The following is a 22176-nucleotide window of genomic DNA, read 5'->3' as shown; positions in this document are numbered from 1 at the left end:
GGCATTTCGCGGCCCGTCAGGACTCGACGCTCGCCAACCGGGCGAGCGCGGCGAGCAGCGGTTCGTCGGGGTCGAGCGCGAGGCGGTGCGCCCGCGCGACTCCGTCCAGCACGCTCCACGCGTAACCGGCCAGCTCGGTGACGAGTTCGTCGCGGCTCATCGAGCGTTCCGGAGCGCGCGCCCAGCGCGTCACGGTGGCCTCCGTCATGGACACGATGGCGAAGGTCATTGTGTCCGCGGCCGCCTCGTCCACCACGCCGACCACCCCGGCCAGGCCGGAGACCAGCTGGCGGGTGCGTGCCGCGATCCGATCCTTCAGGCTGCTCACACCGTCCACGTCGTCGGGGTCGCCGAGCGCGGGACCGCGGCGCAGGAAGTCGTAGAGACGCGCGTGCTGGTCGATCCAGTCCACGACCGCGGCGATGGTGCGGCGCAGGATGACGTGGATGGAACCGGCGGAGATGTCGAGCGCGGCGTCGATGTCGTCGGTGAATTGATCACCGATCGCGGTCCTGGTGCGCCGGTCGAGGTCCTCGCGCCCCGAGAACTGGCGGTACACCACCGATTTCGACAATCCGGAGCGCTCGGTGATCCGCTGCATGGAGACCTCGACGCCCATCGGCGTCTCCTCGATCAACTCGATCAGGGCCGTCACGATGCGTTCGCGCCGCCGAGTGTTGTGCGGCTGCCAGCGCGCCTGCCTGCCACCGGTCGGCTGCGGGGCGGGTGACGAGGACATCGACACGGCTCGAGTTTAGAGCACCGGTGAGAGCGCGGGTGGCATTGCGGATCTCGACGCGGTGGGGGTGGGGATGGCCATGACCGCCGGACCCGCAGGGTGGTGTCGCGAGGGCACCGAGCCCGGCGGTCATGACGTGCCGACCCTAACCGAGTCCTTCGCGGTTCTCTGGAGAATCGCGGTCGGCGCGGTGTGTCACCGGAAGCCGACGCGGAATCCGGCCACGAGGCAAAAGTATGCGGTTCACATTTACGCAGGTCGGACAGTACGCAACGACACGGCAACAAGGTGCCCGAAACTGCACTCTTGCGTAATTGCCCGGCGTATGCTCGCCGTCGTTCGATCGTGGGGATCCGCAGCGGAGACACGAGCTACGGACCGGAATCTGACGCGCGAGGAGGATGTGGTGACTGCCGTAGCTCCCAGGCCGGAGTCGGAACTCGAGGCCGTCCGGCCGTACCCGGGACGGGTGGGGCCGAAGGGGTCGTTCGTCTTGAAGTTGGTCACCACGACCGACCCGAAGGTGCTCGGCCAGATGTACTTGGTCACCTCCATGTCGTTCTTCATGATCGGCGGCCTGATGGCGCTGCTCATGCGCGGCGAACTGGCCAGGCCCGGCATGCAGTTCCTGTCCACCGAGCAGTTCAATCAGCTGTTCACCATGCACGGCACGATCATGCTGCTGTTCTACGCGACCGCCGTGGTGTTCGCGTTCGCCAACCTGATCCTGCCGCTGCAGATCGGCGCACCCGACGTGGCCTTCCCGCGCCTCAATGCCTTCAGCTACTGGCTGTACCTGTTCGGTGCGACCATGGCGACCGCGGGTTTCGTGACTCCGGGCGGTGCCGCCGACTTCGGCTGGACCGCCTACCAACCGCTCAGCGACATGATGCACTCGCCGGGAGTCGGCGGTGACATGTGGATCCTCGGTCTGGCGGTCTCGGGTCTGGGCACCATCCTCGGCGCGGTCAACATGATCACCACCGTGGTCTGCCTGCGCGCGCCCGGCATGACCATGTTCCGGATGCCGATCTTCACCTGGAACATCGTCGTCACCAGTGTGCTGATCCTGCTCGCCTTCCCGATCCTCACCGCCGCGCTGTTCGCGATCGCCTACGACCGCCACCTCGGCGGGCACATCTACGACCCGGCCACCGGCGGGGTGATCCTCTACCAGCATCTGTTCTGGTTCTTCGGCCATCCCGAGGTGTACATCATCGCGCTGCCGTTCTTCGGCATCGTCTCGGAGATCTTCCCGGTCTTCAGCCGCAAGCCGATCTTCGGCTACACCACGCTGGTCTACGCGACGCTCGGCATCGCCGCGCTGTCCGTCGCGGTGTGGGCGCATCACATGTTCGCCACCGGCGCGGTGCTGCTGCCGTTCTTCTCGTTCATGACCTTCCTCATCGCGGTGCCCACCGGCGTGAAGTTCTTCAACTGGATCGGCACCATGTGGCGCGGTCAGCTGACCTTCGAGACGCCGATGCTGTTCTCGATCGGCTTCATCGTCACGTTCCTGTTCGGCGGCCTGTCCGGCGTGATCCTGGCCAGCCCGCCGCTGGACTTCCACGTGTCCGACTCGTACTTCGTTGTCGCGCATTTCCACTACGTGCTCTTCGGCACCATCGCCTTCGCGACGTACGCGGGCATCTACTTCTGGTTCCCCAAGATGACCGGCCGGATGCTCGACGAACGGCTCGGCAAGTGGCACTTCTGGACCACGTTCGTCGGCTTCCACATGACCTTCCTGGTGCAGCACTGGCTCGGTAACGAGGGCTTCCCGCGTCGTTACGCCGACTACCTGCCCTCGGACGGATTCACCGGCCTGAACACGGTTTCCACCATCGGCTCGTTCATCCTGGGCGCCTCGGTGCTGCCGTTCGTCTGGAACGTCTTCAAGAGCGCACGGTACGGCGAACCCGTCACGGTGGACGATCCCTGGGGCTACGGCAATTCGCTGGAGTGGGCGACCACCTGCCCGCCGCCGCGGCACAACTTCTACGAGCTGCCGCGCATCCGTTCCGAGCGTCCCGCGTTCGAGCTGCACTACCCGCACATGATCGATCGCATGCGCGCCGAGGCGCACGTGGGCTGGGGTGCGCCGCGGCACGGTGAAGCCGTCATGGAACCGGTCGCGGGCGCGCCCGAAAAGAAGGCATAGCGACTTCAATGCCCGCGACCGTCGCCGAGCGGTCAGGCGGAGGCGAACAGCGGCGCGACGAAATTCTCCAGCATGGCGCGTTCGTCCGCGTCGTCGACGCCGGGGACGGTGAGCAGCGAGACGATCAGCCGGGTCAGCCACCGCGCCAGCCGCGCCCGGTCGCCGCCGATCGAATCCGGCAGGAAGGCGGCCGCGAGCGCCTCGATCACTTGCGAGGACTGACCGATCTCCACGGCGAGACCCGCGTCGGCGGGCCGGAACCAGGCGATCAGCAGCGGCTCCGCGCGGACCGCGCGCACCGCGGTGAGCATGGCGGTCACGATCCGCTCGCCCGGATCGGCGATCCCGTCGACCTCCGCGACCACCGCCGCACCGACGCGTCGCGCCTCCCGGTGCACGAAGGCGAGCCGCACCGCGTGCCGGTTCTCGAAGTAGCGGTAGACCGTCGCGCGCGAACATCCCGCCGCCTTGGCGATATCCGCCATCTGGGTCTCGGCCACACCCCGTTCGGCGAACAGGCGCGCGGCCGCGTCCAGGATCCGTTGCGCGGCCAGTTCGGTGCGCTGCTCGGCCAGCCAGTCGGTATTCATGCGCTCGCCACGAACGGGACGTGCACCGGCCAGCGCACGTAGTTGCCCTCCGCGTAGCGGACGCCATCCATGTCGACGGTGAAGTCCGGACAGCGGGCGAGCAACTCTTGCAACGCGATGGTGGCCTGCATGCGGGCGGCCGCCGCGCCGAGACAGTGGTGGTTGCCGTGGCCGAAGGTGAGGATGGTTTTCGGCCTGCGGGTGACGTCCAATTCCGCGGCGTCCGGGCCGAATTCGCGTTCGTCGCGGTTGGCCGAGGCGTAGAGCATCAGCGCCCGCCTGCCCGCCGGAATGGTGACGCCCTCGATCTCCACGTCCCTGGTCACGGTGCGGGCCATGTTCTGCACCGGCGAGGTCAGCCGCAGGAACTCGGTGACCGAATCCGGGATCAGGCTCGGATCGTCGACGAGCCGCTTGCGCTGGTCGGGGTAGGTGGTCAGCAATTGGACCGCGCCGCCGAGATTTCCGGTGGTGGTGTCGTTGCCGCCGGTGATCATGGTGAAGGCGAAGCCGATGATCTGCAGGATGCCGGGGATGTCGTCGGGTTCGCCGAGGCCGGAGGCCACCAGGTGGGTGATGGTGTCGTCGGCCGGTTCGAGGCGGCGGCGTTCGATCATCGCGGTGAAGTACTGCGTGAGTTCGCCGACGGCGGCCTGCGCCGAGTAGACGTTGCCGGTGGCCGAGGCGGCGACGATGCTGTCGGTCCATTCGTCGAATTTCGGCCGATCCGCGGCGGGCACGCCCAGATAGTGCGCGACCACCATGGTGGGCAGCGGCTTGAACAGCTCGACGGAGATGTCGCCGCCACCGGCTTCGCGCAGCCGCTCGATGCGCTCGACGACGAATTCCCTTACGGCGGGACGGATCTCCTCGACCTGTCGGGGAGTGAAGCCCTTGGCCACCCGGCGACGGAAGATCGTGTGGTCGGGGGCGTCGGTGAACACGAACGGCTTGTTCTCGCCGAGGCCGATCTTCTCCAGATCGTGGTAGTCGACCGTGATGCCCGAGGCCGAGGAGAAGGTCTCGGCGTCGCGCACCGCGTCGTAGACGTCGGTGAAACGAGACAGCACGTAGTAGTCCTCGTCGGGGCGGTCCGCCGGAATCACGTGGTGGACCGGATCGTGATCGCGCAGCTCGGCGTACATCGGCCACGGATCGCGCCAAGTGTCGCCGGACCTTAATTGGAACACGCCGTTGTGTGACAAACCCGCTTGCATATCTCGACGGTAAGACAAATTATGTTCTTTGTCTAGAACGCGTTCAACTCGATTCTCGGGCTCCTCACCGCCGCGAAGGGGGATCGGCAACATCCATTTGTCAACACAAACCACCTGTACCAACTGTTATCGTCGTAAATCGCACGCTCTTCGCAATCGAGTGGCAAAGCGGCCCGTCCGCTGGCCCGACCCGTTCCACGGAGGTTTCGATGAGCACAGCCGATCTGATCTTCACCGGCGGCACGATCCTCGCGATGGATCCCGAGCGCGAGGGTGCGCGCGCGGTCGCGGTGTCCGACGGGCGTATCGCCGCGGTCGGCGGAGACGACGTGCTGGCCATGCGCGGACCCGGCACCGAGATGATCGACCTGGGCGATCGCTGCCTGATGCCGGGCTTCGTGGAGGCGCACACCCATCCGACCCAGGATCAGATGCTGTACTCCGACATCGTGATCGACATTCGCCCGGTCACCACCTGTCCGAGCGCCGAGGACGCGCACGCCGAGATTCTGCGCGCGGTCGCCACGGCTCCCGCGGGCCGTCCGTTGATCTTCTACGGCTTGGATGTGCTGTTGCAGACCGGTTTTCCGGAGCCGACCAGGGCGTGGCTGGACGAACTCGGACCCGACCGGCCGATCGTGATCTGGCAGAACTCCGGACACCTCGCGTGGGCGAACGGGGCGGCCATGCGGTTCGCCGGTCTTTCCGATGACCTGCCGGATCCGGCAGGCGGGCACTACGACAGGGACGACTACGGCAGGCTCACCGGCAAGGTCTACGAAGCCCCCGCCGTGCTCTCGCTCATCGGACCCATGCTCGCCGAGCAACTCGCGGGCCCGGAACTGCTGGCCCGCGAACACGCCGACCTCGCGAGCCGCGGTGTCACGTTGTGCAGCGATATGGCCTTCGCCCAGCAGATGCGTCCGCTGACCAGCGCGCTCTATCAGCAGCAGCGAGCCAAGGTGCGGATGCGGGTCTACGAGATGGCCGATCCGGGCGGGGAGTCCTACTGCCCGCTGGAGAACGGCGACGACCTGTTCCGCCAGATCGGCATCAAGATCTGGGTCGACGGATCACCGTGGGTCGGCAACATCGACACCTCGTTCCCGTATCTGAACACCCCCGCCACGGCCGCACTCGGACTCGGGCACGACCACCGCGGCCACGCCAACTACACCGCGGACCAACTGCACCAGATCGTCGGCGCGTACTACCCGATGGGCTGGCAGATCGCCTGTCACGTGCACGGCGATCAGGGCGTCGACACGATCCTCGACGTCTACGAGAACGCGCTGGCCCGGTATCCGCGCCGGGATCACCGGCTGCGCTTGGAGCACTGCGGCGCGATGACGCCCGAGCAATTCCGGCATGCCGCGCGACTCGGCATCACGTGCAGTTTGTTCGTCGATCACGTCTACTACTGGGGTGACGTGCTCGTCGACGACCTGTTCGGCCCCGAGCGCGGCGCGAACTGGGTGCGCACCCGATCGGCACTCGACGCGGGCATGCGCGTGTCGTTCCACAACGACTGCCCGGTCACCGAGGAGGAACCGCTGCGCAACATGGCGGCGGCGGTGACGCGAACCTCGCGCAGCGGACGCGTACTCGCACCGGCGGAAAGGATCACCGTCGACCAGGCGCTGCGCGCCCAGACCATCGACGCGGCGTATCAGCTGTTCGCCGACGACATCACCGGTTCCCTCACCCCCGGCAAGTACGCGGATCTGGTCGTTTTGGATCAGGATCCCCGGCGGGTACCCCCGGAGGAACTAGCCGACATCGAGGTGCGCGCCACGTACCTGGCGGGGGAGCCGACCTACCAAGCCTGAGCATTTGTGACAAGTCACAAACACATTGGAAGTATTCACAATCCGCGATCGACCCGGCCCACCGCGCACGCGAATCCCGTTACGTTTGATCGCTGTGCAATTCCGGCCGGAAGGAACCATTCGTGACCGCTCCCAACATGGCCGATCCTGATCTCATCGTCTCGGGCCGTCCGGTCTCGACCCATCTCAAGGACACCAGGACCCTCTCCCAGCGCATGGTCGGGCACTTCGTGAAGAACGTGGTGCCCTGCGGCACGCTACCCGGCGAGGCGCTCAGTGGCGACGTGACCGCGGTGACCCGGGTGTGTCTGGAACTGGCCGTGCGGATGCTGGATGGCAACGAGGTCGGCGAGGACATCGAGCGAGTCGGCGCCGCGGCCGCGGGCTGGGCGCGCGAGGGCATTCCGATCGACACCATCCAGCACGCCATCCACGAGGGCTTCAAACTCGGCTTCGATCTGATCCTGGCCAATGCCACCACGCAGGATCACGAGAGCCTGGTGAACGTGGCCCGCCGCTTCATGGACATCCTCGACACCATCATCGCGACGGTCTCGGTGGCGTACGTGAAGGAACTGCGCGCCGTGGTGAGCGAGCATCACACGGCCGTGCACACGCTGACCTCGGCACTGCTCGGCGGCAACAGCACCTCGACCATGGCCCGCGAATGCGGCATCCAAATCGCCGATTCCTACCACGTGCTCGCGCTCGCGGTGCCGCCGCACCGCGACGAACGGAACCCGACGCTGGACAGCAAGGTGGTCGCCCGCCGCAAGCTACGCAGGTTGCAGGCGGAGCTGGCCACCCGGTGCGGCGACAGCGCGCTCTCGCTGTTGAGCGTGGACGGCGGCACCATTCTCATCCCGACCTCCACCCTCGACGACCCGGAACTCGACGAGCTGGTCGCCCAATTGTCCAGGGCCGCTCAGGTTCCCGTGCGCGCCAGCGCCGTCGAGGCCACCCCGGAACGCATACCCCAGGCCGCCGATCAGGCGCACGAGCTGCTCGACATGGTGCACCGGATGCACAGCGTGTCGGGTCTGTATCGCTTCAACGATCTGGCGCTGGAATACCAGCTCACCCGGCCGGGCCCGGCGCGCGACTTCCTCGGCTCGCTGCTCGATCCGCTGGACGACTACCCCGAACTGCTGGAAACCCTTCAGGTGCACATCAGCACGAACCTGAACCGGCAGCGCACCGCGCGGCTGCTGCACGTGCACACCAACACCGTCGACTACCGCCTCAAACGAATCGGCCAGCTCATCGCCTTCGACCCCACCCAGGCCTCGGGCCTGTGGTATCTGCGCTCGGCCTTGGTCGCCCGGGCACACCGCACCGGAGACGTGCCCCCGCCCGTCGGCTTCGGCGAGCCGGAAACCGGTGGCGGCGAACAGGAAGCCGTGGTGCACGACATCGCGGCGCCCCCGCGCGGACGACGCCCCTGACGTCGGGCGTGCGGCGCGCGAGCCCACGTGCCGCACGCCCGGCGGGCGGGTCAGCGAGGCACGGTCACGGGATCGGCGCAGCTGGCGAGCGCGTCCACGAACGAGCATTCTTTCGGCAGCCGCGTCGGCAGGTAGTCGGCCGGTACGCCGCCGTGGCTGGTGATGGTGCGGTAGGCGGCGACGGCGTCGGTGGGGCGCCTCGTCAGCGTCGGATCGGTCAGCACGTCGACCGTGTAGAGGCCGAAACGGGGTGTGTAGGAGCCCCATTCGTAGTTGTCGGTCAGGCTCCAGTAGTTGTAGCCGATCAGATCGATGCCGTCGGCCTTGGCGCGCTGTAGCCAGTAGACGGTGTCACGCAGGTTGTCGGCGCGGCTGTAGGCGTCCCAGCGCGGCATGCCGTTCTCGGTGGGCATGCCGTTCTCCACGATGTAGAGCGGCTTGCCGGGAAACGCGCGCGAATAGTGTTGCAGCGCATAGTAGATGCCCTCGGGCTGCAACGGGTTCTTCCACAGCTCGGTGAAGTTCGTCATCCCCGTGAGGTTGTCGGGGGAGAGGCCGTAGTAGTAGTCGATGCCGACGTAGTCCAGCTTGGCGGCGATCTTGTCGATGAGCGGCTTGTTCACCGCGTCCTCGGCGGCGGGGATGTAGGCGACGTTGCTCGTCACCATGGCGCCCGGCTGCACCGCGTGGATGTGGTCGTAGATCGCGTTGTGCGCCCTGGCGATTCGGTCGTGCATGGCGGGCACGTCGGCGGGGCCGATGCCGCCGTGCCGAAGCTCGTTGAGCACGTACATCATCGGCTCGTTGAAGGTCACCCAGAGCGGGTCCGCCTCCGCGTATCGGTCGACCACCCGCCTGGCGTTGGCCAGCCAGTCCTCGACGATCGCCGGGTTGCGCCAGCCGCCGCGGTCGACCTCCCAGCCGGGGTAGACCCAGTGGTCGATGGTCAGCATCGGTCGCATACCCGCGTCGCGAATCGCCGCGATCACGTTGTCGTAGAAGCGGAATCCGGCTTCGTCCCACTCGCCGGGCCGCGGCTGGAGCCGCGCCCATTCGATGCCGATGCGATACACCCGCACGCCGAGCTGGGCGGCCAGCTCGATGTCCGAGCGGTAGCGGCTGTGGAAGTCGATGGCGTTCTCGTACGGGTCCTGGGTCTTGCCCGCCGCGACGTACCGCGACCAATTACTGTCCGGCGCATCGCCTTCCGACTGGTATCCGGACGCGGCGACGCCCCACAGGAAGTCGCTGCCGAAGGGCTGCACCTGCGCTGGCGGAGCTGGGCGGGCGTACGCGGGCGCGTTACCGCCGACGACCAGCGCGGCGGTAGTGGCCGCGAGGGCGGCCAGGACGTGGCGGCGACTGGGGGATCGCATCGAACTCCTGTTCCGAATGGGTGGTCGGCGCTCGTGGACCTCCGGTGCCGGGTAGAGCACCGGGTCGGGTGAGACCACGGCGAACACTGTAACTGGTCGCCCGTCCGTATCGGGGGAGGATCGCGGAGTGCGGCAGGGCTTCCCGGTGGGGTAGGGGAGAAGCGGCTCGAGCGAGACGAGCGCCGGGGTAGGCGAGGCCGGTATCGGCGATCTCGGACTGCGCAAGGTCCCGCTGGTCGGACGGGTGAAGCGACTGAATGGTCTCGGTTATCAACATGCTGATACGTAGATATGCGCATCTAGCTATGTAACCTCACCTTCACAAAATGAAGCCACGACTCACGTACACCGAGAAGAAACCGAAAGTGCCCGCCCACCAAGCTCTTACCGCAAGGGGCGGGCGATCACTCCGCGACGAGTGCGGTGGCGACGACGTACCCCTTGGGATCGCGCCAGGTGCGCCCGGGGTGATGGCCGAACCAGTCTTCGACGTCGGCGCTCAGATCGGCCAGTATCGCGTCGCGATCGGGGTGATCGCGTTCGATGCCGCGGCAACCGAAGATGGCTTCCGCGAAGCGAATCAGCGGCGCGGGGTTGTCGAAGACGAGCGCGTTGTCGCAGCGCTGGACGTGCACGGTCCCGAAGACGTCGGACATGAGCCGGGGCAAGCTCTCCGAATCCACGGTGCGCGGCGGCGCGGCGCCGGGCTCGATGCCGTAGCTCGCGGCGTGCGCGTCGACGAGTTCGCCGATGTACGGGCAGGTTTCGCGATGGTTGACGACGACCGCGACGGTGCCGCCTGGTTTCGTGGCGCGCCGAAATTCGTGTAGCGCGGCCGCCGGGTCCGGGACGTGGTAGAGCATGTGGCGTGCGGTGAGGACGTCGAAGCTGTTGTCGTCGAACGGGATATGGCGGGCGTCGGCGCGGACGCCGCGCACGCCGGGAACGGCCTGGGCGGCGGCGACCATGGCGGGGGAGGTGTCGATGCCGAGCAGCGGGCCGCGATGGCCGTACGCGACGAGCCGAGCGAGGAACCGGGCGTCACCACAGCCGACGTCGGCGAGGTATTCCGCGCCGGAGAGGGCGAGTGCGGCGAGGACTTCGCCGCCCGGGTCGTGGGGTATCTCCGAGTAGCGCTCGTGGGTGTCGATCCGCACCCGTAGCGGTGTGGGATCGGCGTACTCGGCGTCGAGACGGCTGCTCATCGGTGCACGTCCTTCGGTCCGGTCGGCGGGTGGTGACGCTCCCTTCTGGCGGTGAGCGTACTCCGGGTGAAGGTGGCGACCCCGCGTTTTCCCGGGTGACTCGGCCGCCGATCAGCTCCGCGCGGACACCGTTGCCGAGTCCGGAGTGGCCTCGGGCGCGGCGCGGCCTCGTGATTCGTCGTCCAGGACGGACTCGCCGAGGCCGATCTTGCGCTGGATCCGCTGCATCCAGGCGGGCGCCCACCAGCACCTGTCGCCGAGCAGTTTCATGACCGCGGGGACCAGCAGCATGCGCAGGATCGTGGCGTCGATGAACAGGGCGGCGATCATGCCGTAGGCGATGTACTGCATCATCACGAGGTCGGAGAACGCGAACGCGCCGGTCACCACTAGCAAGATGAGTGCGGCGGCGGTGATGATCGCGCCGGTGTGCGCGGTGCCGACGCGGATCGCCTGGGTGGTGTCGGCGCCCTTGGCCTTCGCTTCGACCATGCGCGACAGCAGGAAAACCTCGTAGTCGGTGGACAGTCCGTAGACGATGGCGATGATGAGCACCAGCACCGGGGACATGATCGGCTGCGGGGTGAAGTTGAGCAGCTCAGCGCCGTGGCCGTCGATGAAGATCCAGGTGAGGATGCCGAGCGTGGAGCCGAGGCCGAGTGCGCTCATCAGCGCGGCCTTGATCGGCAGGACGAGTGAGCCGAAGGTCAGGAACATCAGCAGCGTGGTGACGAGCACGACCGCGGCGATCATGTACGGCATGCGTTCGAGCAGGGTGTCGATGCTGTCCTCTTGGATGGCGGGCTGGCCGCCGACGAGGAGGGTGAGTCCGTCGGGCACGTCGAGTGCGCGGAGGTAGTCGATCGTCGGGCCCGCGTTGTCGGAATCGGCGAGGGTGGCGCGCATGCGATAGAGGTCGGTGCGGCCTGGTGCGGAGGCGGGCACGCTGAATTCGCTTGCGAGCCCGGGTGCTTGGTTGACCTGGCGGTAGAGCGCGCCGATGGCGGCGCGGTCGTCGGAGACGACGATGAGCTGGAGCGGGTCGGGCTGGCGTTTGGGGAACAGTTCGTCGAAGTGCTGCTGGGCGAGGCGGGTGGAGTTGTCCGGTGGCAGGTAGGTCTCGCTCATGCCGCCGAAGGCGAGGTTCTGCATCGGGATGATGAGCAGGCAGAGTCCGAGGACGAGCAGGACGGCGACGCGCAGCGGCTTGCGCATCACCCAGTCGGTGGTGCGGCCCCAGAATCCGTTCTCGATCTCGGTGGCGGTCTTGGTTCGGCGGAATCGGCTGAGGCCGAGGCTGTCCACGCGCGGTCCGAGGATGCCGAGAGCGGCGGGCAGGATGGTGATCGCGGCGAGCGCGGCGAGCAGGACGGTGGCGATCGCGCCGTAGGCGAGGGATTTGAGGAATCCTTGCGGGAAGATCAGTAGTCCGCCGAGGCTGGCGACGATCATGGTCGCGGAGAAGACGACGGTGCGGCCCGCCGTGCTGACGGTGCGCCGGACGGCGGTGCGGGTGTCGTGGCCCGCGGCGAGTTCTTCGCGGAAGCGGCTGACGATGAACAGGCCGTAGTCGATGGCGAGGCCGACGCCGATCATCGAGACGACGCCGGTGACGAAGGAGTTGACCTCGGTGAAGTTGGTGAATATCCGCATGATGCCGTTGGCGCCGGTGACGGTGAGCGCGCCGATGGCCAGCGGTAGTGCGGCGGCGACGAGTCCGCCGAAGACGAAGAACAGCAGGACGGCGACGACCGGTAATGCGACGACCTCCATGCGGTGCACGTCGTCGGTGAGGGTGTCGGTGAGGGTGCCCGCGATGGGTTGGAGCCCGGCGACTTGGACGTCGACACCGGGAATGGGGAAGTCGTTCTTGACCTTTCGGTAGTTGCGCACCATTTCGGTGTCGTCGTCGCCGCGGATGGCGATGAGGACGAAGGCGTGGCGGCGGTCGTCTCCGGCGAAGAGGGGGCCGCTGGCCTTACCGGTTTCGGTGGCCCAGTAGGCGCCGTTGATGCCGGTGATCTCGTCGGGGTGGTCGCGGGTGAGGTTGTCGAGGTGGTCGACGACGGTGCGGCTGAGGTCGGGGTCGTCGACGGTTTTGCCGTTGGGGGCGGTGATGAGCAGGACGACGTCGGATTCGTGGTCGCGGCCCCATGCTTCGTCGGCGAGGCGGCTCGCTCGGGCGGATTCGGCGGTGGGGTCTTCCAATCCGCTGGAGCTGAGGTGGTTTTCGATGCCGATGCCGTAGCCCGCGAGTGCGAGCAGTCCGGCGATGACGATGCCGAGTACGCCGAATCGGTATCGGTGGACGAGTTCCCCCCATCGCGCGAACATCAGCGGTCTCCGCGGGGGCAGGGGCGGGCGTGGGTGGCCGGTTTCGGTCGGTGTGCCGATCCTGCTGTGCGGAAGACCAAGGGGCCGTGTCCTTTCCGTGGGGTTCGCCGGGGTTTCTGGCATCAAAAATACAGACGTTGTTGAAATGTCGACGTTTAACTATTGAATTCATGGGTCAGCGGTTCGCACATCTGTGCGGCGATGCCGGAGTTCTGGTGTCGAAGGAGGCGCGTGCGGTGTGAATTGGACCGCTTCGGCGTTCGCGGGCGGACGCGGCCGCCGCGACGTGGCACCATGCGGTTATGGTCTCCAATCCGTTGCCGACTCTCGCCAGGCGCCTCGCGCAGCAGCGGTGGGTGATGCGCACGGCGCCGCTGGTGCTGCCGCTGGAGCGGTTCATCCGGTGGGTGACTCGCGGGCGGTTCGGCGTGCTCGATCTGGTGGGCCTGCCGTCGATCGAAGTCACGGTGGCCGGACGCAAGACCGGGGTGCCGCGCACCACGTCGCTGCTGTATGTGCCGCGCGGCGCGGACTTCCTGGTGATCGGGTCGAACTGGGGCAGTGCGAAGCATCCGGTGTGGTCGGCGAACCTGCGTGCGGCCAGTGTCGCGACGGTCGGGCATCGGGGCCAGCGTTTCCCGGTGCGGGTCACCGAGATCACCGGCGTCGAGCGCAAGCGCGTCTGGGATCTGGCCGTGGAGTTCTGGCCCGGCTACGAGATGGAGTACGAGCTCTCCGGCGGCCGCGAGTTCCGGATCTTCGAACTGCGCCGGGAGTGAGCGCGATCAGCCGAGGGCGGATCGCACGGCCGTGGAGAAGGCGGAGACGGCGGGATGCCGGCCCGCGCCCGCGCGGCACGCGATGGTCGTGGTGCGGGCGATCGGAAGCCGGACGAGGTGCACACCGGGTGGGGGTTCGGTGGCGCTGAGTTCGGGGACGAGGGCGACGCCGTGTCCGGCGGCGACGAAGGCCAGCACGGTGCTGAAGTCGTCGACTTGGTGGTGGACGCGCGGGGTGAATCCCGCGGCTTGGCAGGCGCGGAGGGTCATGGTGTGGCAGCGGGTGCCCCCGGTGGCCACGATCCAGGGTGCGTCGCGCCAGGTGTCGAGGGTGGCGCCGGGGGTCGCGGTGTCGGCGGCGAGGAACATGGCTTCGCGGTAGAGCGGTTCGGTGTGCACGCCGGGTTCGGGCGGGAACGGGACCAGGTCGTAGTCGTGGACGAGGGCGACGTCGAGTTCCCCGGCGCGCAGCGCGGCGGCGACGCGGGCCGGATCGAGTTCGGTGACACGGGGTTCCAGGCCGGGGTGGGCGGTGGCGAGCCTGGTGAGGGTGTCGGGGATGAAGGCCTGGGTGGCGCTGGGAAAGGCGCCGATGCGCAGCGGTCCGGTCAGTCCGGCTCTGGCGTCGGCGAGGTCGGCCTCGGCCTCTTCGAGCCGGGCGAGCACCGCGTCGGCGTGTGCGACGAGGGTGTGTCCGGCTGGGGTGAGCGTGACGCGGCGTCCGGTGCGTTCCAGCAGGGCGACGCCCGCTTCGCGTTCCAGCGCGGTGAGTTGCTGGGAGACCGCGGAGGGGGTGAACGCGAGCGCCTCGGCGACGGCGGCGATGGTGCCGCGCCGGGCGAGTTCCCGCAGCAGCCGCAGCCTGCGCACGTCGAGCATCAGTTCAGCTTACGTTCGGCAGCACAAATGCGAACTGGTTCTTAATCTCTTGGTGCGGCACGCTGGCGGTATGCGCCGATTCCAAGGAATTTTCGTACCGCTGGTCACGCCGTTCACCGACGACGGCGCCGTCGCGTGGGACGCGCTGGAATCGCTGGCGCGCGGCGTGCTCGACGCGGGCGCGGCGGGACTGGTGGCGTTGGGCACGACCGCCGAGGCGGCGACGCTGGACGCCATGGAACGGCGCGGTGTGATCGAGGTGTGCGCCAGGGTGTGCGCGGCGACGGGTGCGCCGTTGATCGTCGGGGCGGGCGGCAACGACACCCGCGCCAGCCTCGCCGGGCTGGTGGAGCTGGCGGCGTGGCCGCAGGTGACCGCGGCGTTGGTGCCGGTGCCGTACTACACGCGGCCTTCCGAGGCCGGGGTCGTCGCGCACTACGCTCACCTCGCGGCGAGTTCGCCGGTGCCGCTGATCGTTTACCACATTCCCTATCGGACCGGTCGTTCGTTGAGTGCGAGCACACTGCGGGAGATCGCGGCCTTGGACGGCGTCATCGGTGTGAAGTACGCGGTCGGCGGTGTGGACACCGACGCGGTCGAGTTGCTCGCCGATCCGCCCGCGGATTTCGCGGTGCTCGCCGGGGACGACGCGTTCCTCTCGCCGCTGCTCGCGCTGGGCGCGGCGGGCGGCATCGTGGCGACCGCGCAGCTGGCGCCAGCGCGTTTCGTCGCCCTCGAAAACGCTTGGCGCACTGCGGACCTCGCGTCGGCGCGGGCGATCGGGGCGGAGCTGGCCGGGGTGGCGGTGACGGCGTTCGCCGAGCCGAATCCGACGGTGATCAAGGGCGTGCTGCACGCGCTGGGACGCATTCCGAGCCCGGCGGTGCGGTTGCCGCTGTTGCCCGCCGCGGCGGATTCGGTGGATCGGGCGCTGGGGGCGCTGGGCGCGGTGCCGGTGGTCGCCCGGTAGCCAGGTCAGCGTCGGGCGGTGCCACTGGTGTGCGGGAGGCCTAGGCGTTCCCCGTCGCTGGAGATAGCCGATTGCTATTCTGGCGTAGTCCGGTGTGGCAACCGCACGAGCGGAGGGCGTTGTGCACGATCGTCGCGGCGCGTTACAGGAGTACTTGTTGCGGACCCAGCCCCGGACCGTCGATCGGGGGCGGATGACGATCGTGGAGCGTGAGCTCGCCCGCGTGGTGCGCGCGGGCATTCCGGGCGCCGTTGTCGAATTCGGTTGTTACCGAGGCGGAATGACCGCGTGGCTGCGGGCGGTGCTGGACTCCGTAGGCGCGGATCCGCCGGTGCACGCCTACGACTCGTTTCGCGGGCTGCCGGCGCCGGGTCGCCACGACAGCGCCTATCTGGCCGAGGGCGAGTTCGCGGCCTCGGTCGGCGAGGTGGTGAACCTGCACGAGCGGTTCGGCCTGCGCCGCCCGCACGTGCACGCGGGCTGGTTCGCCCACACCGTGCCCGAACAGTTGCCCGCCCGGATCTCCTTCGCCTACTTGGACGGCGATCGCTACGAGTCGACGCTGCTGTGTCTGCGTGCGTGTCTGCCGCGGCTGGCGCCGGGCGCGATTCTGGTCATCGACGACTACGCCGATCCCGCGTCACCGCCCGATCGCGCCGTCGCGCAACCCAAAGCGCCGGGTGTCATGAAAGCGTGCGAGGACGTCTTCGGCACACCGCTGGCGGTCAGCGTGGTCTCCGCGGACCCGACCTGGACGCTGGGCGTCTACCGGCACGCGATCCCGCCGACCGTCTCCGCGGCGGCCGCGTCGAACGAAACCGTGCGCTGAGTCAGATCGGTGTCGCCATCGCGGCGCGCAGCCGTTCCGCGAGCTCGAAGGAGATCCGTTCCACCCCAATGATTCTGCCGTAGCGGATTACCAGGTGAGGACGGGTTTGACGGTGTGGCCGTCGCGTTGGTGCTCGAGTGCGGTGTCGATCCGGGTGTGCGGGTAGTCGACCACGAGCCGATCGATCGGGAAACGGCCCGCGGCATGGAGTTCGAGCAGGTGTGGGATGAAGGTGTGCGGGTCGGCGTCACCCTCGAGGCAACCGCGGATCGTCTTGCCGCCCAGGACGATATCGCGCACGTCGATGTCGGGAACGCCCGTGCCGAGTCCGACCGCCACCACCGTGCCGCCGGTCGTCAGTGCCGATACCGCTTCGGTGAGGACGCCGGGATGTCCGGTGGTGTCCAGGGCGTGAGTCGCACCGCCACCGGTGGTTTCGCGGACGGCGGTGGCGGTGTCGTCGGTCGTCGGATCCAGTGCGGCGGTGGCGCCGAGGTCGAGTGCCAGTGCGCGGCGGGCGGGGTTCGGCTCGACGACGACGATGCGCTCCACACCGGCCGCGCGTGCGGCGAGCAGTCCCGCCATCCCGACCGCGCCCGCGCCGTAGACGACGAACTGGGCGTCGGATGCGGGTCGCAGGGCGTTGAGCACCGCGCCCGCGCCGGTCTGGAATCCGCACCCGAGCGGCGCGGCGACGACCGGATCGGTCGCGGGATCGATGACGACGGTGTTGTCCGGGGTGGTCAGCGCGTAGCCCGCGAAGCTGGACTGCCCGAAGAATCCGTCCCGCACCGGCGTCCCGGCCGCGGTGACGCGCGGTGCGCGGTCCTCGCGAGAGCCGAACTGGTTCAACGTGATCGAACGATGGCAGTAGGCGGGTCGGCCGCCGCGGCAGTTGGCGCAACGTCCGCAATGCCGGAAGGTCAGCACGACGTGGTCGCCCGGCCGCACAGTGGTGACCTCGGCGCCGACCGCCTCGACCACACCGGCGCCCTCGTGCCCGAGCAACAGCGGCCGGTCCGGTCTGCCCGCGGCGCGGGTGACGAGGTCGGTATGGCAGATGCCGACCGCCCGCACCCGGACCAGGATCTCCCCGGCGCGCGGCGCGTCGATCTGCACGGCTTCCACGGAGAACGGCGCGGACGGATCGCGGGACAGGACCGCGGAGGTGGTCAGCACGCGGTGACCCGTTCGAGCAGGAAGTAGAAGTGCGCGCCGTCGGCGAGCACGAGGTCCGGGCGGCCGTTCATGATGCCGAGCAGCGTCGAGTCGTCGAGCGGCTTGAAATGATCGAACACCGGCTTGCCGTCGTAGACCATCGTCGCGGTCACCTCGCCGCGGAACTCGACGTTCCACAGCGACGCCTCGCCCGCGCCGAGTTCCTTGTTCGAGTACAGCGAGCCGTCCTCGGCGCGGCAGATCAGCGGCTCGGCGTGGGTCAGCGAGCGAAATCGCTTGCCGTACCAGCGGCTCGCGGGCAGCGGGCGGCACAGCGGATGGCCGGTCTGGAACGCGGCGCCGCGCCATTCGCCGAGGATCTGTTCGGCCCGTACGGTCGGCAGACCCGCCCACAGCTCGTCCAGTGCTTGGGTCGAGACCCCGGATTCTCGTGCGGCCAGATCCCGCCAGGACGCAGTGCTCATCGTCGGTCGCCTTTCCGAAGTTGCAGAACCATCTGGTTCGCGAACCATATCCCGAACCAAATGGTTCGGCAATATAGGATTCCGGGCATGCGCGCAGCAGGCCACGCCACCAGGGACCGAATCCTCGCCGCGGCCAAGGAGGAATTCGCCCGCTACGGGGTCGCCGGTGCGCGGATCAACCGCATCGCGACCGCCGCGCGCGCCAGCAAGGACCGGCTCTACGCGTACTTCGCGAGCAAGGACGAGCTCTACGTGGCGGTCACCGAACAATGGGCGGGCCAGACCACCGACGAGACCGCGCTCGACGCGGCGGACCTGCCGGGATACGCGGGCCGCCTGTTCGATCACTACCTGCGACACCCGGAGAACGCCCGCCTGCAAACCTGGGCCGAGATCGAACACACCCGCATTCCCGAGGCCGAGGACGCGGTGCGCCGGGTGATCGCCACCAAGATCGGCGAAATCGAACGCGGACAGCGCGAGGGTCTGATCACCACCGACTTCCAGCCCGTCACGCTCGTCGTCATGCTCACCGATCTGGTTCGCACCGCCGCCGTGCACGCCGCGCGGGTCGCGGAACCGCACAGCATCGCCGAACGCCGCGCCGCGGTGGTTTCGGCCGCGCGGCGTCTGGCCGCCCCGTGACGCCCGGGCCGCTGCGAATGCTGGGTGTTTGCCAGGAAGCGCGAATGGGCGCAGGCGAGCGGGCGTAGACTCGCCGGATCGCTCCGTGAACATCCACTGCGAGGTGATGTCACATGGTCGACACGGAAGTGCTCGTCGTCGGTGCCGGTCCGGTCGGACTGACCGCGGCCATCGAATTGGCTCGGCGCGGGGTGCGGTGCCGGATCATCGACGCGGCCGTCGAACCGCCGCGCTACGCCAAAGCGGTCGGTATTCAGCCACGCACGCTCGAGGTATTCGAGGGCATGGGTGTGCTGCGCCAGGTGCTCGACTCGTCGATCCAGCTGCGCGGCCAGATCGTCTACGTCAACGGCGCCGCGGTCGAGCGCGTGGCGTTGACGCTGCCCGCCGACGTCCCGTACCGGTTCGTCGGGCTGCCGCAATACGAGACCGAACGGATTCTGCGCAAACGTCTGGCGACCACCGGCACGCGCGTCGAGTGCGGCACCTCGCTCACCCATCTCGAGCAGGACGACTCCGGCGTGCACGTGGTGCTCACCGACGAGAAGGGTGAGCGCCGGGTGCAGGCGCAGTATCTGATCGGTTGCGACGGCGCGCACAGCCTCGTGCGCAAGGAGTTGGGGCTCGGCTTCGAAGGCGCGGCGTTCGCCGAGCAGTACATGCTCGGCGATGTCGAACTGGACTGGTCGATGCCGCGCGGGTACGGCATCCGATCGATGCACCGGACCGACGGCGTCACCGACGATCTACTGGTGTGCATCCCGCTGCCCGGCAAGCGCCGGTACCGGGTATCGATGCTGGTGCCGGAGGAACTCGCGACGGCGCCGAGCACCGGCGAGGCGGTCGAGCACGGCTTCGAAGGAGCTCATGCGCCCGAGCTGCACCACATCCAAGCGGTGCTGGACCGGCTGGCGCCCGAACCGGTCACCGCGTCAAGCCTGCGCTGGTCGTCGGTGTTCCGCATCAGTCATCGCATCGTCGATTCCTATTCGCGCGGAAGAGTTTTCGTCGCCGGGGATGCCGCGCACATTCATCCGCCCACGGGTGCGCAGGGCATGAACACCGGCATCCAGGACGCGCACAATCTCGCCTGGAAACTCGCCCTGACCCTCGGCGGCATCGGCGCGGGCGATCTCCTCGCCAGCTACGACGCCGAGCGCAGACCGGTCGGGCAGGAAGTCGTCGGCCGCACCGTGCGCAGCGCGCGCGCAGGCATCGGCGCGGGGGAGACCGACCCGGACTACGTCATCCGCAGGGAAGCCCAACTGCTGATCGACTACTCCGAAAGCCCGCTGATCAGCCACGCACCCGACGACCAGCCCGGCCCGCGGCCCGGACGCCGCGCCCCCGACGCGGCCGGTCTGACCCGAGACGCCGTCGCCTACCCGATCCGGCTGTTCTCCCTGCTCGGCCGCACCGACCACACCGTGCTGCTCTACCTCGACGAAGCGGCGGGCACCGAGTCGTCCGCCACCGTGTGCGCCCTCACCGACGCCGCGCGCCGCGCCACCCACGGAAAAGTCGACCTCTATTTGATCACCGCCCCCGCCGCCGACCCCGACACCTCGGTGCTGCCGATCATCCGCGACCGCGACGGCGCCTTCGCCCGCGCCTACGGCGCAAAAGGGTTGGCCGCCTACGTCATCCGGCCTGACGGCTACCTCGGCTTCGCCGAACACGAGCCCACCCCGGAAGACCTGACGAAACACTTCGCGCAGATCTTCCGCTGAACCGCCAGCGAAACCTGGGCGCCGCGAGGTCGCGTGATCGGCCCAATCGGTCAGTGCTCGAAGACGTTCACCTCGCCGGGCTCGGTCTCGAGCGCCTCGCGGTCGAATATCAGCAGGGCGAGGAAGAACGCCCCACCCGCGAGAAGTAGACCGGCCACGATCAGCACCGGGACCACCGCGTCTTCGGGCGTCACCAGCACGAACAGCGCGACGGCCGACCACAGCAGCGCGGCGATCGCGACGGGAAGTTCGAAGCGCCCGAGGTCGAACGCGCCCTTCCTGCGGTCCAATCGTTTGCGCACCGTCAGGTAGAGAACGATCGTCGAGCCGTAGATGAGGGCGGGCAGGATCGTCGACGCGGTGATCAGCTCCAGCAGCGCGTCGCCGGGCAGCGCGACCATCAAGACGACACCCAGGCAGAAGATCAGGATCGTCGCCGGGACCGGTGTGCGCGTGCGCGGGTCGACCCGTCGCATCAGCCGGTGAGCGGGAAAGCGTGCGTCGCGCGACATCGCGAAAACGAGCCGCGAGCAGGCGGCCATCACCACCATCCCGGCGCCGAAGAACGAGAAGGTGATGGCGACGAGCAGGATGCGTTCCATCACCGGACCGAGCTGGTCGCGCATGATCGCCGCGACCGGCGAACCGCTCGCGCTGACCTTCGGGATGTCGTCGATCGCGACGGTGAGCGCGATCACGAACAGCAGCCCCAGCACCCCGGCCGCCACGACCGACCCCACGATCGCGCGCGGGACGCTGCGATAAGGATCCTTGGCCTCCTCGGCCAGGTTCGCCGCGGCGTCGAAACCGACGAGCGTGCCCAACCCCATGATCATCGCGATCATCAGGCCACCGCCTACGGCGAAATAATCGGAGGCGTTCTCGGTGACACCGCGCGAGGTCAGGTTGTCGGTCGTGCCGTTGCCAGTGACCGCCACGGCCACGACGAGCGCGATCGCCACCACCACGACCAGCACCAGCTCCAAGCCCACCGCGGACGCGTTGATCATGCTCACGATGCGCGTCGAAGCGATGGCCAGCACCGCCTGAAGGAGCAGCACCGCCAGCGTGATCAGGCGCGCGGTGCCCTCGTCCGGCCGCATGCCCAGCAGCGGCATGAACGCTTCGCTGGCCAGCGCGTTGTCCACCGCCACCACGGCCACCGCCAGATAGCAGAAGGTCAGCCAACCGAACCCCCACCCGATCTTCGGGTTGGCCAACCGCGAGGCCCACTGATACGACGAACCGCTGAGCGGGATACGCGCGGCGAATTGCGCCACCACCAAGGCCACCAGCGCCTGCCCCACCGCGGCCGCGATCCACAACCAGATCCCGACCGGTCCCGCGTTCTGGAGCACGTCGTCGTAGGTCGCGAAGATGCCGACCGCCACCGAGATGAACGCGAACGAGATCGCGAACACCTGAAACGAGCCCAGCGTCCGTTTCAGCTCCTGCCGATAGCCCCCCAGCTCCACTGAACTGTCCGCCACCTCGGTCACCTCACTTCTCTCGGAAGGAGCCCCGCCGACCTCGAGACCGACGGGCCGAATCGTCGTCCGAATTTCGCTGGTGATTTCGCGCTCGGGATACGGGTGAAACCTTATTCTCGCGCGATCGAATCGCGAAACCGGCCGGATGACCTTTTCCGTTGTCGTTCCGCACCCATGGCTTGGCCGTCCAGCAGGCGGCGGATCTCCTCGTCCGGATACCGGGTGCTCCGGCTCTCCTGCTGGAACGCACGCGTGAACGCGGACATCGCCGCGGCGATCGGCGCGTGCCGGGTGAGGACCGCGGCGGCCTCCTCC

General features: G+C 68.3%; 17 protein-coding genes and 2 pseudogenes. 8 read left to right on the top strand and 11 right to left on the bottom strand.

Going from position 1 to position 22176, the window contains the following annotated elements; genetic code table 11:
* Nucleotides 1–16 precede the first annotated feature (16 nt).
* Nucleotides 17–739 (bottom strand): TetR/AcrR family transcriptional regulator, encoded by a 723-nt coding sequence (locus ABZV58_RS29645; RefSeq protein ID WP_355003721.1) that lies wholly within the window; start codon nucleotides 737–739, stop codon nucleotides 17–19.
* 406 nt (nucleotides 740–1145) lie between these two features.
* Here ABZV58_RS29645 and ctaD point away from each other — a divergent pair, with 406 nt between their 5' ends.
* On the top strand, nucleotides 1146–2900 hold the full coding sequence (gene ctaD / locus ABZV58_RS29640; RefSeq protein WP_355003481.1) for a cytochrome c oxidase subunit I: 1755 nt from the start codon (nucleotides 1146–1148) through the stop codon (nucleotides 2898–2900).
* Between the two features lie 32 nt (nucleotides 2901–2932).
* On the opposite strand, the gene ABZV58_RS29635 is transcribed toward ctaD, so the two are convergent.
* Entirely contained in the window at nucleotides 2933–3490 is a 558-nt protein-coding gene (locus ABZV58_RS29635) for a TetR family transcriptional regulator (RefSeq protein WP_355003480.1), read from the bottom strand.
* Nucleotides 3487–4707, bottom strand: a complete 1221-nt coding sequence (locus ABZV58_RS29630; protein ID WP_355003479.1) for a cytochrome P450 — start codon at nucleotides 4705–4707, stop codon at nucleotides 3487–3489. Before ABZV58_RS29630 ends, ABZV58_RS29635 begins: the two co-directional genes overlap by 4 nt.
* 209 nt (nucleotides 4708–4916) lie before the next feature.
* Between ABZV58_RS29630 and ABZV58_RS29625 the strand changes: the two genes are divergently transcribed.
* Both ABZV58_RS29625 and ABZV58_RS29620 read left to right on the top strand, forming a co-directional pair.
* Nucleotides 4917–6536 carry an amidohydrolase gene (locus tag ABZV58_RS29625; RefSeq protein WP_355003478.1) on the top strand — a complete coding sequence of 540 codons (1620 nt, stop codon included), beginning with the start codon at nucleotides 4917–4919 and terminating at the stop codon, nucleotides 6534–6536.
* A gap of 215 nt (nucleotides 6537–6751) precedes the next feature.
* On the top strand, nucleotides 6752–7981 hold the full coding sequence (locus ABZV58_RS29620) for a helix-turn-helix domain-containing protein (protein ID WP_355003720.1): 1230 nt from the start codon (nucleotides 6752–6754) through the stop codon (nucleotides 7979–7981).
* 50 nt (nucleotides 7982–8031) lie between these two features.
* Here the strand turns inward: ABZV58_RS29620 and ABZV58_RS29615 are convergent, their stop codons facing one another.
* The 3 genes and pseudogenes from ABZV58_RS29615 to ABZV58_RS29605 form a co-directional block, all read right to left on the bottom strand.
* A complete protein-coding gene (locus ABZV58_RS29615) occupies nucleotides 8032–9357 on the bottom strand; it encodes a family 1 glycosylhydrolase (RefSeq protein ID WP_355003477.1) in 1326 nt (441 codons plus the stop codon).
* A 404-nt stretch (nucleotides 9358–9761) separates the two neighbouring features.
* A complete protein-coding gene (locus ABZV58_RS29610) occupies nucleotides 9762–10562 on the bottom strand; it encodes a class I SAM-dependent methyltransferase (protein ID WP_355003476.1) in 801 nt (266 codons plus the stop codon).
* A gap of 174 nt (nucleotides 10563–10736) precedes the next feature.
* A pseudogene (locus ABZV58_RS29605) lies at nucleotides 10737–12896 on the bottom strand (MMPL family transporter); the annotation flags it as partial.
* Nucleotides 12897–13198: 302 nt separating this feature from the next.
* Between ABZV58_RS29605 and ABZV58_RS29600 the strand changes: the two are divergent.
* Nucleotides 13199–13675, top strand: coding sequence for a nitroreductase family deazaflavin-dependent oxidoreductase (locus ABZV58_RS29600; RefSeq protein ID WP_355003475.1), 477 nt, complete (start codon nucleotides 13199–13201; stop codon nucleotides 13673–13675).
* Nucleotides 13676–13681: 6 nt separating this feature from the next.
* Here the strand turns inward: ABZV58_RS29600 and ABZV58_RS29595 are convergent, their stop codons facing one another.
* Nucleotides 13682–14554, bottom strand: a complete 873-nt coding sequence (locus tag ABZV58_RS29595) for a LysR substrate-binding domain-containing protein (RefSeq protein ID WP_355003474.1) — start codon at nucleotides 14552–14554, stop codon at nucleotides 13682–13684.
* A 70-nt stretch (nucleotides 14555–14624) separates the two neighbouring features.
* On the opposite strand from ABZV58_RS29595, the gene ABZV58_RS29590 reads away from it, so the two are divergent.
* Together ABZV58_RS29590 and ABZV58_RS29585 are read left to right on the top strand one after the other, a co-directional pair.
* Nucleotides 14625–15524 carry a 4-hydroxy-tetrahydrodipicolinate synthase gene (locus ABZV58_RS29590; protein ID WP_355003473.1) on the top strand — a complete coding sequence of 300 codons (900 nt, stop codon included), beginning with the start codon at nucleotides 14625–14627 and terminating at the stop codon, nucleotides 15522–15524.
* A 94-nt stretch (nucleotides 15525–15618) separates the two neighbouring features.
* On the top strand, nucleotides 15619–16353 hold the full coding sequence (locus ABZV58_RS29585; RefSeq protein WP_355003472.1) for a TylF/MycF/NovP-related O-methyltransferase: 735 nt from the start codon (nucleotides 15619–15621) through the stop codon (nucleotides 16351–16353).
* 87 nt (nucleotides 16354–16440) lie between these two features.
* Here ABZV58_RS29585 and ABZV58_RS29580 read toward each other — a convergent pair whose 3' ends face one another.
* Together ABZV58_RS29580 and ABZV58_RS29575 are read right to left on the bottom strand one after the other, a co-directional pair.
* Nucleotides 16441–17529 (bottom strand): NAD(P)-dependent alcohol dehydrogenase, encoded by a 1089-nt coding sequence (locus ABZV58_RS29580; protein WP_355003719.1) that lies wholly within the window; start codon nucleotides 17527–17529, stop codon nucleotides 16441–16443.
* Nucleotides 17526–17996 (bottom strand): DUF4334 domain-containing protein, encoded by a 471-nt coding sequence (locus ABZV58_RS29575; protein ID WP_355003471.1) that lies wholly within the window; start codon nucleotides 17994–17996, stop codon nucleotides 17526–17528. The genes ABZV58_RS29580 and ABZV58_RS29575 overlap by 4 nt, the downstream gene beginning before the upstream one ends.
* A gap of 87 nt (nucleotides 17997–18083) precedes the next feature.
* On the opposite strand from ABZV58_RS29575, the gene ABZV58_RS29570 reads away from it, so the two are divergent.
* Entirely contained in the window at nucleotides 18084–18641 is a 558-nt protein-coding gene (locus tag ABZV58_RS29570; protein ID WP_355003470.1) for a TetR family transcriptional regulator, read from the top strand.
* Nucleotides 18642–18754: 113 nt separating this feature from the next.
* Entirely contained in the window at nucleotides 18755–20371 is a 1617-nt protein-coding gene (locus ABZV58_RS29565; protein WP_355003469.1) for an FAD-dependent monooxygenase, read from the top strand.
* Between the two features lie 50 nt (nucleotides 20372–20421).
* Here the strand turns inward: ABZV58_RS29565 and ABZV58_RS29560 are convergent, their stop codons facing one another.
* Both ABZV58_RS29560 and ABZV58_RS29555 read right to left on the bottom strand, forming a co-directional pair.
* Complete coding sequence (locus ABZV58_RS29560) at nucleotides 20422–21861, bottom strand: amino acid permease (protein WP_355003468.1); 1440 nt, start codon at nucleotides 21859–21861, stop codon at nucleotides 20422–20424.
* A 110-nt stretch (nucleotides 21862–21971) separates the two neighbouring features.
* Nucleotides 21972–22176, bottom strand: a pseudogene (locus tag ABZV58_RS29555) (hypothetical protein); the annotation flags it as partial.

The organism is Nocardia sp. NPDC004654 (assembly GCF_040609595.1).
GTDB lineage: Bacteria > Actinomycetota > Actinomycetes > Mycobacteriales > Mycobacteriaceae > Nocardia.
Note: the sequence above shows the minus strand (reverse complement) of the source record. Positions and strands in the feature narration are given on the sequence as shown.